The sequence below is a fragment of the Variovorax sp. PAMC28562 genome, assembly GCF_014303735.1.
In the GTDB taxonomy this organism is placed as follows: domain Bacteria; phylum Pseudomonadota; class Gammaproteobacteria; order Burkholderiales; family Burkholderiaceae_C; genus Variovorax.
Genome location: NZ_CP060296.1, coordinates 4,444,556 through 4,457,372 on the forward strand (window position 1 = coordinate 4,444,556; position 12,817 = coordinate 4,457,372).

Genomic DNA, 12,817 nt, shown 5'->3' on the forward strand with positions numbered 1-12,817 from the left:
ACCATGTTCGAAGGCCTCGCGCTCCTCGGTCACGCCTACCTCGGCTTCCTCAACATCACGTCGATCACCTTCGGGCTCGGCGGTGCGTTGATCGGCATCATCGTCGGCTGCCTGCCAGGCTTGTCGGCAACGCTGTGCATCGCGTTGCTGACGACGCTCACCATCAAGCTGCCGGCGAACGACGCGATCCTGATCCTGATCTGCTCGTATGTCGGCACCCTTTATGGCGGCTCTCGCACAGCCATCCTGCTGAATATTCCGGGCACCGCTGCAAACGCGGCATCGTGTGCCGATGGCTATGCGCTGGCGCGCCGCGGAGAGGCCGGTCGAGCCATCGGCATTGCCACTTCGGGCGCCTTCATGGGGACGCTCTTCGGCGTTCTTTGCCTTGCAGCCTTTACGCCGTTGCTGGCCGAAGTCGCGTTGTCGTTCGGCGCCTACGAGTTCTTCTGGCTGGCCCTCTTTGGTGTCGCAATGTCGGGCAGCATCGTCGGCGACGATCCGCTCAAGGGCTGGCTGATGGGTGCGCTCGGCTTGTTCGTCGCGCAGATCGGGCAAGAAGGCTTGTACGCGTACAACCGATTCACCTTCGACTGGGACCAGCTCTCAGGCGGCATCTCGCTGATACCCGCGCTGGTGGGCGCATTCGGTTTTGCCGAAGTGTTGACCACGCTGGCCGACCCGGTCGAGAAGAAGATGGTCGAGTTGCGTGATTCGGTATTGCCGCGCTTTCGCGAAGTGGTTCAGTACTGGCCCACCGTGTTGCGCTCCGGCGTGATCGGCGTGCTCACCGGCTTGATGCCAGGCGTCGGAGAAGACTCCGGTGCGTGGATGTCGTACGCCGCGGCCAAGGCGGCAAGCAAAGAAAAGGAGCTCTTCGGCAAGGGCTCGATCGACGGCTTGATGGCCGCCGAGACCGGCGATATGGCGTCGATTCCGGGCCACATCATCCCGGCACTGGCGCTCGGCATTCCAGGTTCGGCACCGTCCGCCGTGCTCATGGCCGCGATGATCATCCACGGCATCCAGCCCGGTCCGATGATGATGATCTCGCACCCGCAGTTCGTCTACGACGTGGTCGCGATGACCTCGCTCGCCACCATCAGCATCCTGATCTTCGGCCTGTTTTTGGTGAAGCCGCTGCTGCTGGTGCTGCGCATCAAGCGAACCGTCCTGATGCCGATCATCTTTCTGCTGTGCACTGTCGGCGCCTTCGCCAGCGCGTCGCGGTTGTTCGACATTTACTGCATGCTGGTCATCGGCATAGGCGCCTTCTTTCTGCGGCGCCGGGGCTACCAGATGGCGCCCTTCGTTCTTGGTCTGGTGCTCGGTCCGCTGCTCGACAAGAGCTTGCGCCGCGGGCTGGTTTTGTCCGATGGCGACCTGTCGCCCTTCTTCACACGGCCGATCTGCATCGGTTTTGCGACGGTCACGATCTTCACGATCCTGTTGTATGTGCCGGCCTTCAAGGCGCTGGTACAGAGCATCACCGGTGGCTTCAGCCGCACGCTGAAGTCGCTCGTTTCAAGGCAACCCTCATGAAGATCGCTCTGTGCAACGAAGTGCTCGCCGGCATGTCGCTGGAGAAGCAATGCGAGGTCGCCGCAGCACTCGGCTACGACGGGCTCGAAGTCGCGCCTTTCACACTCAGCGACACGCCAGAAAAGATCACATCGGGCGAAGCGGCACGCATCCGCGCCACCATCGAATCGTTCGGTCTCATCGTCACCGGTCTTCACTGGCTGCTGGTCAAGCCCGAAGGCTTGTCGTTGACCGATCCCGATGCCGCACTGCGCTCACGCACCCTCGAAGTGATGTCGCGCCTGACCGGCTTGTGCGCCGAACTCGGCGGCATGGTGCTGGTGCACGGCTCGCCCAAGCAGCGGCAGATTCCTGACGGAGAGAGCCACGCCGTCGCCTTGGCGCGTCTGCAGGACGGCCTGGCGCGCGTCGCGGAATCGGCAGCCGCCAACGGTGTCATCTACTGCATCGAGCCGTTGTCGCCGCACGAAACATCGATGCTCAATACGGTGGCCCAGGCGGCAGAGGTGGTGCGCACCGTCGACCACCCCAACCTGCGCACGATGATCGATTGCAGCGCCGCCGGCCTGAGTGAAAGCGAGAGCGTGCCCGACCTGATCGACCGCTGGTTGCCGACCGGGCTCATCGGCCACATTCAGGTGAACGACCCCAACCGCCGCGGACCGGGTCAAGGCGCGATGCAGTTCGCGCCGATCTTCGCGGCATTGAAGCGCCATCGCTACGCCGGCGCGATCGGCGTCGAACCCTTCGACTACGTGCCCGACGGCCCAGGCGTGGCCGCGTTCTCGGCCGGCTACCTGAAGGGCTTGCGCGAAGCGCTGGCCTGACCTTTTCCCGCATCCTTTCCCCGCATCCTTTTCGCAGGTCTTCTAGCGGTCGCCATGTCCATTCCGTTTCGCATCCTCGACATCCAGCTCTTCGAACGCGGCGTGAAGATGCGCATGCCGTTCCGCTTCGGCGTCGTCACGCTGACAGCTTGCCCGCAGGCCTTCGTGCGCGTTCGCATCCGCACAGACGACGGCGTTGAAGCCGAAGGCGCTTCAGCCGAGTTACTCGCGCCCAAGTGGTTCGACAAGAACCTCGCACTCAGCAACGACGACAACTTCGACCAGCTGCGCACGTCGCTTCGTTTGGCGAAGGCCGCCTATCTCGCCGATGGCGAATCGCGCCCTGCTTTCGCGCACTTCACAGCGAACTACCAGCCGCAGATCGACGCAGCGGCGGTGCAGCAACTCAACCCGCTCATCGCGTGCTTCGGTCCGGCTTTGATCGACCGCGCGTTGATCGATGCGCTGTGTCGCGCCGAAGATATTTCGTTCTATGAAGCGGTGCAACGCAACCTTCCCGGCATCGATGCGACGCTCACGCCAGACCTCGACGCGTTCGACTTCGCCAGCTTCCTCGGGTCACTAGCGCCAGCGAACCGCATCGCGCTGCGCCACACCGTCGGGCTGGTCGACACCATCACGGCAGCCGACGTACAGCAACGCGTGGGCGACGGCTTGCCCGAGACGCTGGAAGAAGTCGTCGCAGCCACCGGCTGCCGCTACTTCAAGCTTAAGGTCGCCGGCAACGCAGAGCAAGATCTGGCACGGCTGACGCGCATTGCCGCGGTCATCGACCGCGTGCCCGATTACGTCGTCACGCTCGACGGCAACGAGCAGTTTGCCGATGCCGAAGCCGCCGCGCGCTTCTGGCAACAAGTGCAGGCAACGCCCGCACTACATCGCCTCGCAGCGGCAACCCTCTACATCGAACAACCATTGCCACGCGCAACCGCATTGCAAAGCGATGTGCGCGCGCTCGCTGCGATGCGCCCGGTGCTGATCGATGAGTCCGACGGCACGCTCGATGCGTTTCCGCAGGCGCTGACCTGCCGCTACACGGGCGTGTCGAGCAAGGATTGCAAGGGCATCTATCGCTCGTTGCTCAACGCTGCTCGTTGCCGGCAACTCAACCTGCAAGCCGCCTCCGAAGGTCGGCCGGCCGCTTATTTCATGTCGGCCGAAGACCTGACAACGCAAGCCGGCCTCGCCGTGCAGCAAGACCTCGCCCTGGTCAACCTGATCGGGCTCACGCACGTCGAGCGCAACGGCCATCACTACGTCGACGGCTTCAGCGGCCAGGGCGGCAGTGCAGCAGAAGCGCAGGGTTTCTTGCGGGCGCAACCCGGACTCTACGAAGCATGCGGCGACAAGGTGCGGCTTTCTGTGCACGGTGGAATGCTCGACATCACCTCGCTTGCTGCGCCTGGCTTTGCCGCCAGCACGCAACCCGACTGGGCCACGCTCCAGCCGCTCGCCGGCAGTTGAGCCCACACAAGACCTCCTCAAGAACATCGCAAAACAAGGACCTCTGATATGGCGACCCAACGACTCGGAATCATCATGCACGGCGTCACCGGCCGCATGGGCATGAACCAGCATCTGATCCGCTCCATCTGCGCCATTCGCGCGCAAGGCGGCGTGACGCTTTCGAACGGCGACAAGGTCATGCCCGACCCGATCCTCATCGGCCGCAATGCCGACAAGATCGAGGCGCTGGCCAACGCGCACGGCATCGCACGCTGGGGCACCGACCTCGACCTCGCGCTGCAGAACAAGGACGACACGATCTTCTTCGACGCAGGCACGACGCAGATGCGCCCCACCCTGCTGGCCAAGGCGATCCGCGCCGGCAAGCACGTGTACTGCGAGAAGCCGATCGCGACCAATTTGAACGAAGCAGTCGAGGTCGCCCGTCTCGCGCAAAGCTCGGGCTTGAAGCATGGCGCGGTGCAGGACAAGCTCTTTTTGCCCGGCCTGCGCAAGCTCGATATGCTGCGTCGCGCCGGCTTCTTCGGCCGCATGCTGAGCGTGCGCCTCGAGTTCGGCTACTGGGTGTTCGAAGGCGATCTGCAACCGATTCAGCGTCCGAGCTGGAACTACCGCAAGGAAGACGGCGGCGGCATGATCCTGGACATGATGTGCCACTGGCGCTATGTGCTCGACAACCTGTTCGGCGAGGTGAAGTCGGTCAGCTGCCTCGGCACCACGCACATTCCCAAGCGCTGGGACGAGGCCGGCGAACCCTACGAAGCCACCGCGGACGATGCGGCCTACGCCACCTGCCAACTGGTCGGACACAACGGCGAGCCGGTCATCGCGCAGATCAACATGAGCTGGGTCACGCGCGTGCGCCGCGACGACCTTGTCACCTTCCATGTCGATGGCACCGATGGCTCCGCGGTGGCCGGCCTGTCGAGCTGCCGTGCGCAGTCGCGCGTCGCTACACCGCGCCCGGTATGGAACCCGGACGAAAAGCAGACGATGAACTTCTTCGACCAATGGCAGGAGATTCCGGACTCGCAGGTCTACGACAACGGCTTCAAGATCCAGTGGGAACACTTCATCCGCCATGTCGTCGAAAACGCGCCTTACAAGTGGACGTTGCCCGAAGGCGTCAAGGGCGTGCAGTTGGTCGAAGCCGCGCTCGAAAGCTGGGGCGAGCGCCGTTGGGTGGACGTGCCTGCGCTGAGCATCTGACGAGGTCGACAGCATGGCGTTGACCCTCACCCTCCCGACCGCCGACGGCGCGCTGTCAGCCTATTCGTTGCGCGGCGCTATGCCCGCCAAGCCGGCGGCCGGCGTCGTTTTCAACCGCATCGCCTATTCGGCAGCACACGTCGTCGCCGATCCGGTGGCCGCCATCGATCCGTGGTTGCAATGCGCGGTCGACTGGGACGCGACCATTGGTTATCGCCGGCATCTGTGGTCGCTTGGTCTTGGCGTCGCGGAAGCGATGGATACAGCGCAACGTGGCATGGGCCTCGACTGGCCGACCTCGCTGGAGCTCATCCGCCGCTCGCTCGATGCGGCGAAGGACTTCTCTTCGAAAGACGGCAGCGCGCTCGTCGCGTCAGGCTGCGGCACCGACCATCTCGACATCGACAGCGTCAAGAACGTCGACGATGTGATTCGCGGCTACGAAGAACAGATGGCCGCCATCGAAGCGCTCGGCGGCAAGCTGATCGTCATGGCAAGCCGCGCACTGGCCCGCGTCGCGAAGAGCCCGGCCGATTACGAGCGCGTGTACGACCGCGTGCTGTCGCAGGCGAAGCAGCCGGTCGTGCTGCATTGGCTCGGCCCGATGTTCGACCCCGCGCTGGCCGGTTACTGGGGATCGGCCAATGTCGACAAGGCCATGGACACCGCGCTCGGCATCATCGCCGCGCACCCGGACAAGGTCGACGGCATCAAGATTTCGCTGCTCGACAAGGACAAGGAAATCGCAATGCGGCGACGGCTTCCGCCGGGCGTGCGCATGTACACCGGCGACGACTTCAACTATGCCGAGCTGATTGCCGGCGATGGCTTCGGCAGCGACCCGACACACGGTCAGAGCGACGCGCTGCTTGGCATCTTCGACGCGATTGCGCCAGCGGCCAGCGCGGCGCTCGGTGAGCTGGCTCTGGGCAACGTCGACAAGTTCCACGCCATCCTCGGCCCGACCGTGCCGCTGTCGCGCCACATCTTCGCGGCGCCCACGCGCTTCTACAAAACCGGCGTCGTGTTCATGGCGTGGCTCAACGGCCACCAGTCGCACTTCACCATGGTCGGAGGCCAGCAAAGCACGCGGTCGTTGCAGCATCTGGCCGAGTTGTTCCGCCTTGCCGATGCGGCCGATCTGCTGGAGCATCCGGCGTTGGCCGTGCACCGCATGAAGACCTTGCTCGCAATGCACGGCGTCGAAGCCTGAGGCGACGTATGCGCGACTTCTCGCAGAACCACGACGGGCTGTCGATCAACACCGCGACGGTGCGCAAACAACGCGGCGTCGAAGTCCCGCTCGACCGCATCGTCGACCAATGCGCCGAGCGCGGCATCAGGGCGATCAGCCCGTGGCGCGATCAGGTCGCAGCGGTGGGCATCGACAAGCTCGCCAAGCAACTCAAGGCGCATGACATCGGCCTTTCGGGCTACTGCCGCGGTGGCTTCTTTCCGGCACCCGATTCGGCTGGGCTCAAAGCCGCACTCGACGACAATCGCCGCGCGATCGACGAAGCAAAGACGCTCGCCGCACCGTGTCTCGTGCTCGTGGTGGGCGCGCTGCCCGGCGCGCTCGATGGCAAGGCGGCTTACAAGGACATCGGCCGCGCGCGCAACGAGGTGCGCGACGGCATCGCGGCATCTCTGGAGTACGCACGCGAAGTCGGCATGCCGCTCGCCATCGAGCCGCTGCATCCGATGCAAGCCGCGGACCGCGCCTGCATCAACACGCTGGAACACGCATTGGACCTGTGCGACGCGCTAGACCCCGGCAAGACCGGCGCACTCGGCGTGGCGCTCGACATCTATCACGTGTGGTGGGACCCGAAGCTGCAGCAGCAGATCGAACGCGCGGGCAAATCGCGCTTGCTGGCGTACCACGTTTGTGACTGGTTGACGCCGACACGCGACCTGTTGTCCGACCGCGGAATGATGGGTGATGGGGTGGTGGAGCTGAAGAAGATTCGGGGCTGGATGGAGGCTGCGGGCTTCGAGGGATTCAGCGAAGTCGAGATTTTTTCCAATCTCGACTGGTGGCAACGTACCGGAGAAGAGACGCTCGACGTTTGCATTGCGCGGCACAAGACTGTGGTGTGAACACGAAGGCGGGGGACATGAGCGGAAGGGGGTCACCCGGCGCCATCGGCCACCCCACAAAACGCCGCTCCAGCAAACAAGCGTTGTGCTGCAATCACCAGCATGTCAGACCCGACCCTCGATGAGCTGCGCCGCTACGCCGTAGCCCGCACCCTCTTCAAACCGACGACATTGCCGCGTGCGATCCAGCGTCTCGGGTTCGTGCAAGCCGACCCGATTCGCGCACCCGCAAGAGCGCAAGACCTCACGTTGCGTCATCGCGTGAAGGACTACCGCGCCGGTGACCTCGAAGCGCGTTACCCAAGACTTGCGATCGAAGAAGACAGCCTCGTCAACTACGGCTTTCTGCCGCGCGAACATTTGGCGTTGATGCACCCGCGTGAGCCCAAGTTGGCTTGGGATGCGGAGACTCGGCGCAAGGCTGCGGACGTGCTGGCCTTCGTGCGCGAGCGCGGGCAAGTGCATCCGCGTGATGTCGATGCGCACTTCTCGCACGGCCGCATGACCAACTATTGGGGTGGATCGAGCAACGCGAGCACACACCTGCTCGACGGCATGCACTACCGCGGCATGTTGCGCGTAGCTCGGCGCGACAGCGGCACGCGCGTCTACGAAGCGGTCGACCATGCACCACCGATCGATGACAGCCCGACCGGTCGCGCATTGCGTGCTGCGGCGCTGCTCGAACTCATCGTGCGCAAGTACGCCCCGCTGCCAGCCGCGAGCCTCACCTACCTCGTGCGCTTGCTCAATTACGGTGCGCCACATCTGAGCACGCACACCCAGGCCGCGCTGAGTGAAGCACGCGAGGTGCTCGCCAGCAACCGCATCGACGGCACGATCTGGTACTGGCCGGTCAACGAGAACCCAGCTTCCAAGCGTCACGCGCCTGACGATGCGGTTCGGCTGCTGGCGCCGTTCGATCCGGTGGTGTGGGACCGTCGCCGCTTCGAGTTGCTCTGGGGCTGGACGTACAAGTTCGAGGCTTACATGCCAGCGCCGAAGCGGCAGTTCGGCCACTACGCATTGCCATTGCTGTGGCACGACCGGGTGATCGGCTGGGCGAACGTGACAGCCACGGCAGGACGGTTGAAGCCGAGCTTCGGCTATATCGACAAGAAGCCGAACGGCGCTGCGTTTCGTGCGGCCCTCGACGACGAGTTTCAACGCATGACGGCCTTCATGGCGCCGCGCTGAAGGTCCCGAAACCGCAGCACGACTCGCCGTGGGGCTTTGGCTCGTGCGTGACAGCGCCGCCCTGCGCTCGTCTCTAGAATCGACATCGCTCCGATGCAAGTCGGGGCAAGCGTTCTCAGGGCGGGGTGCAATTCCCCACCGGCGGTAATGGCGACTCGTTCGCACAAGCCCGCGAGCGCCCGGTCTTCCACGAAGGTCGGGGTCAGCAGATTTCGGTGCGATTCCGGAGCCGACGGTCACAGTCCGGATGAAAGAGAGCGCGAACCGTCTGCATTGCCGCGCGCATTACGTCGCGTGGCTTTGCCGTCGCCTTCGTGCGCCCTGATTCAGGAAACCTGCTTTTTTTCAAAAGGCATCAGAGGCACCATGAGTCAGATCAACGACCTTCCCCTTTCCGTCACGGCCGCCACCGATGCGCCACGCGGTAACCGTATCGCCTTCGTCGAAGCGCAATGGCATGCCGACATCGTGCATCAGGCACGCGACGCTTTTCTCGCCGAGATGGAGCGCCTGGGCGTGCCTGCCGACACCATCGATGTGTTCGACGTTCCAGGCGCTTTCGAGATTCCGCTGCACGCCAAGCGGCTGGCCAACTCGGGCAAGTACGCCGCCATCGTCGGCTGCGCGCTGGTGGTCGACGGCGGCATCTACCGTCACGAGTTCGTCGCGACCACCGTGGTCAACAGCCTGATGGCGTTGCAGCTCGAAACCGGCGTGCCGATCTTGTCTGCCGTGCTCACACCGCATCACTTCCACGAGCATGCGGAACACCGCAAGTACTTCCACCGCCACTTCGCGATCAAGGGCACTGAGGCTGCCGAAGCCTGCGTGAAGACGATCGAAGGGTTGCGAAAAGTCGACGCGCTCTGCGCGAGCTAGAGAACGCGGGCTGAAAGACGCGAAGTAAAAGACTTCAGACGGCTGCGGGCACAGCGCCGTGCAACCGACGGGTTCGCAGCAAGAGCATCGCGGCGATCGACATGTTGAGCAGGTTCCAAGCGATGCCGTTGACAAAGGCCGCGTGATAGCTGCCGGTGAGATCGAACACCTTGCCCGACATCCAGCCACCGAGCGCCATGCCCAGCAACGTGCAGCCGATGACGGTGCCCACGCGCGCGCTGGCCTCGGCCGGCGGAAAGTATTCGCGCACGATGATCGCGTACGACGGAACGAGGCCGCCCTGGAACAAGCCGAACATGGCCGACACCACGAAGAGCGGCACCATGCCGTCGAACGGCAGGAACATGAAGAGCGCGACGCATTGCAGCATCGATCCGAGCAACAGCGTGCGCAAGCCACCGATGCGGTCGCAGAGGGCACCGGAGACAAGGCGACTCACGATGCCGCAGGCGAGCATCAACGACAGCATTTGCGCCCCGCGTGCAGCGCCGAAGCCGAGGTCGGTGCAGTAGGCGACGATGTGAACCTGCGGCATCGCCATTGCCACGCAACAGGCGGTGCCAGCTACGCACAGCAACCCTTGCGCCGTCCCTAGGCTGAAGCCGAAGGGGCGGGCCGCCGCGTCGATACCAGCGCGGCCCGCAACCGCCGCGGGCGGCGCATCCATGACGTTCGCCGGTGGCCGCGTTCGCATGAACAGCGACAGCCCCGCCATCGCCAGCCCGCAAAACAGGCCCAGCCCCACATAGGTCGCTCGCCAACCGGAGGCCTCCACGAACTTCTGCACGATGGGCGGCCACACCGCCCCCGCGAGGTAGTTGCCGCTGGCGCACACGGCCACCGCCATGCCGCGGCGCTTGACGAACCACAACGAGGTGTCGGCTACCAGGGGCGCGAACACCGCACCGCTGCCCAGCCCGACGAACACTCCCTGCACCACAGAAAAAGCAACGATACCGGTCGCGAAACTGGAGGCCACGAAGCCGACACCCACGCACACTGCGCCCAGCAGCAGCGGCCACATCACGCCATGGCGGTCGGCCAGCTTGCCCATGACGATTCCGCCAAGACCGAAGCCGATCATCAACAGCGTATAGGGCAGCGAGGCCTCGGCCCGCGCCACGCCGAAGTCGGACTGGATTGCCGGCAACACCACCGACACGACATACATGCCGCAACTACCGACCGTCATGATCAGCAGCGTGACGAAGAGCCGCAGCATCGCGTATCGCGAATCGGGCTGATGACGTTGCAAGGCGTTGGTCGACATGGTGCTCAGTGTGCGCGCCGACCCTGCAACGGCAGCGCGGGCAGTGCAGCAGCGCTCAAGCAGTCGCGGAGACCAGTGACGTGCGCCGCACGCGCGTCACATTGAACGCGCTCGCTATCAACACACCCTGCACCACTGCCAGCCCGACGATCACGCTCATGTACTGGCCGTTGTCCATCAAGCGGCCGAACACCAGCGGCGCCAGAGCCTGGCCGATGTCGAGTCCGGCGTAGACCACGCCATAGACGCGCCCCGTCGCATTGGGCGGCGTCGAGCGCTTGACCAGCAGATCGCGCGAAGGCCCCGCGATGCCGGACGCGAAGCCCATCGCCCCGAAGATCACCGGCACCAGCATGCCGGGGAAGTCTCCAAAGGCCAGCACCAGCGCCAGCGCAGCCGCGACGCCAAAGCCCGCGCCGACGATGCGCGCACAGCGTGTCGGGTCCGACGCGAGAAAGCCGCCGAACACCATGCCCGCGGCACTCGCAACCATGTAGACCGTCAGGCAAACCGCGACCAGGGCGACCGGCACGTCGTGCAGATGGCCGGCCGCGACGGGCGCGAAGGTCTGCACCACGCTGATGACGGCGGCGTAGAAAAAGAAGAAAGCGAAGCACATCCACACCGCCGGAATGCGCAAGAAATCGAACTCTCCGCCGATGGGCGCAGCGCCGGCATGCCCGGTCGCTTTCTGCACCGTCTTGACGTCGAGCGACAGCACACTGCGGTAGATCCAAAGCACCAGCAGCACGACCACGGCGAGTACACCGGCCGATGCCAATGCCACGCGCCATGAATACGCGATGGCGATCGGCACCACGAAGGCCGGCGCCAACGCCCAGCCCAGACTGCCAGTGATGCCGTGCACGCTGTACGCATGGCCGAGCCGCGTCGGCGCGACCTTGCGGTTGAAGAGCGTGTAGTCGACCGGATGAAAGACACCGTTGCCGATGCCGCCCAGCACCGCGAAGGCCAGCAGCATCCAGTAGCTCGTCGCCATCGCGTAGCCAAAGGCCGCCAGCGCCAACGCGCCGAGTCCGACGAACAGCACCGGACGCGGGCCGAGCTTGTCGACGATGAATCCCGACGCCGCCTGCACCAGGCAAGAGACCACGAAGAACACGGTCAACACCGCGCCCAACTCGGTATAACTCACGTTGAAAGCATCTTTCAACCACGGAAACAGTGGCGCCAGCACCAACTGGCTGAAGTGGCTGACGGCATGCGCGAGGCCCACAAGGCCGATCAACTGGGCGTCGGCACGCAAGGTGGGTGTCGAGGATGAAACTGCTGTGGCTGAAGACGACATGGATTGCTACAAATATGACGGGCGGGCCTTGATCCTATGTCGCCAGCTGCCGTCAGAATGACGATACAGCGACAACATTTGTCGGAACCATGCCAGCCACTGCTTCTATACCTGCCGCTCTTCCAGCATCGCCGCCATCATCGACCGTCGTGCAACCGTCGCTGGCACCGTCGATCAGCGTGGGCCCGCTCACGCCGCATCTCTATGCGCCTGATGCCGTGCGGCCGCTGCGCGCCAAAGAGCATTTCCTCAAGGCCGACACGCTGGTCGAGCTCCATGCGCATCCGTGGCCCCAGCTGACCTTCTCGACCCGCGGCGTGATCCGGCTCAGCACCGAAGACGGCAGCTACATCGTTCCGCCGTCGCGCGCGCTCTGGGTGCCGGCTGATATGCAGCACAGCATCACGCTCATCGAAGATGCTGAGCTGCGCACCATCTACCTGCATGCTTGGCTCGCACCTAGCTGGGAGAAATGCGAGGTGCTGGAGATCAGCCCGCTGCTGCGCGCATTGATGCTGGCGCTCGACACCACGCCCGATGGCTTGCCGCCGGTCGATGCCGAAGCCGCGCCGCGTGAACGCATGATCGCGCCGTTGCTCATCAGCGAACTGGAACGCGCGACGCAGATTCAGATCGATGTACCGCTGCCCAACGACAAGCGACTGCGGCAGCTCTGCGAGACGTTGCTGCGCAACCCGGCCGATCGCGCAACGCTGGCGGAACGGGCCGCCGCCATCGGCGCCAGCGAGCGCACCGTGGCGCGACTGTTCAGGGTTCAGCTCGACACCAGCTGGCAGCAATGGCGACAGCAAGCCGTGATGGCGCATGCCCTTCCTTTGCTGGCGCGCGGTATGGCGGTGAGTCGTGTCGCAGCGGCCAGCGGCTACGCCACGGACAGCGCGTTCTGCGCCATGTTCAAGGCCGCGACCGGGCAATCACCGACCGCGTTCCAGCACAAGAAACGACAGTAAACAT

Annotated in this window: 11 protein-coding genes and 1 riboswitch; of the genes, 9 read left to right on the forward strand and 2 right to left on the reverse strand. The window is 64.4% G+C overall.

Going from position 1 to position 12,817, the window contains the following annotated elements:
- The first annotated feature begins 3 nt into the window (after positions 1–3).
- The 8 genes from H7F36_RS20845 to H7F36_RS20880 all read left to right on the forward strand — a co-directional run bounded on the left by H7F36_RS20845 (position 4) and on the right by H7F36_RS20880 (position 9,242).
- Positions 4–1,542: a tripartite tricarboxylate transporter permease gene (locus H7F36_RS20845; RefSeq protein WP_187052560.1), complete on the forward strand. Its 1,539-nt coding sequence runs from the start codon at positions 4–6 to the stop codon at positions 1,540–1,542.
- Positions 1,539–2,369: a sugar phosphate isomerase/epimerase family protein gene (locus tag H7F36_RS20850; RefSeq protein WP_187052561.1), complete on the forward strand. Its 831-nt coding sequence runs from the start codon at positions 1,539–1,541 to the stop codon at positions 2,367–2,369. Before H7F36_RS20845 ends, H7F36_RS20850 begins: the two co-directional genes overlap by 4 nt.
- 54 nt (positions 2,370–2,423) lie before the next feature.
- Positions 2,424–3,854, forward strand: coding sequence for an enolase C-terminal domain-like protein (locus tag H7F36_RS20855; protein WP_187052562.1), 1,431 nt, complete (start codon positions 2,424–2,426; stop codon positions 3,852–3,854).
- A 48-nt stretch (positions 3,855–3,902) separates the two neighbouring features.
- A complete protein-coding gene (locus H7F36_RS20860) occupies positions 3,903–5,066 on the forward strand; it encodes a Gfo/Idh/MocA family protein (RefSeq protein ID WP_187052563.1) in 1,164 nt (387 codons plus the stop codon).
- Between the two features lie 13 nt (positions 5,067–5,079).
- Complete coding sequence (locus H7F36_RS20865) at positions 5,080–6,279, forward strand: dihydrodipicolinate synthase family protein (RefSeq protein WP_187052564.1); 1,200 nt, start codon at positions 5,080–5,082, stop codon at positions 6,277–6,279.
- Between the two features lie 8 nt (positions 6,280–6,287).
- On the forward strand, positions 6,288–7,166 hold the full coding sequence (locus tag H7F36_RS20870) for a sugar phosphate isomerase/epimerase family protein (protein WP_187052565.1): 879 nt from the start codon (positions 6,288–6,290) through the stop codon (positions 7,164–7,166).
- Between the two features lie 102 nt (positions 7,167–7,268).
- A complete protein-coding gene (locus H7F36_RS20875; RefSeq protein WP_187052566.1) occupies positions 7,269–8,363 on the forward strand; it encodes a DNA glycosylase AlkZ-like family protein in 1,095 nt (364 codons plus the stop codon).
- Positions 8,364–8,470: 107 nt separating this feature from the next.
- A riboswitch (FMN riboswitch) is annotated at positions 8,471–8,626 on the forward strand.
- A gap of 103 nt (positions 8,627–8,729) precedes the next feature.
- On the forward strand, positions 8,730–9,242 hold the full coding sequence (locus H7F36_RS20880) for a 6,7-dimethyl-8-ribityllumazine synthase (protein WP_187052567.1): 513 nt from the start codon (positions 8,730–8,732) through the stop codon (positions 9,240–9,242).
- A gap of 34 nt (positions 9,243–9,276) precedes the next feature.
- Here the strand turns inward: H7F36_RS20880 and H7F36_RS20885 are convergent, their stop codons facing one another.
- A complete protein-coding gene (locus tag H7F36_RS20885) occupies positions 9,277–10,533 on the reverse strand; it encodes an MFS transporter (RefSeq protein ID WP_187052568.1) in 1,257 nt (418 codons plus the stop codon).
- Positions 10,534–10,588: 55 nt separating this feature from the next.
- Positions 10,589–11,842: an MFS transporter gene (locus tag H7F36_RS20890; RefSeq protein ID WP_187052569.1), complete on the reverse strand. Its 1,254-nt coding sequence runs from the start codon at positions 11,840–11,842 to the stop codon at positions 10,589–10,591.
- 89 nt (positions 11,843–11,931) lie between these two features.
- Between H7F36_RS20890 and H7F36_RS20895 the strand changes: the two genes are divergently transcribed.
- Positions 11,932–12,813, forward strand: coding sequence for an AraC family transcriptional regulator (locus H7F36_RS20895; protein ID WP_261802422.1), 882 nt, complete (start codon positions 11,932–11,934; stop codon positions 12,811–12,813).
- Positions 12,814–12,817 lie beyond the last annotated feature (4 nt).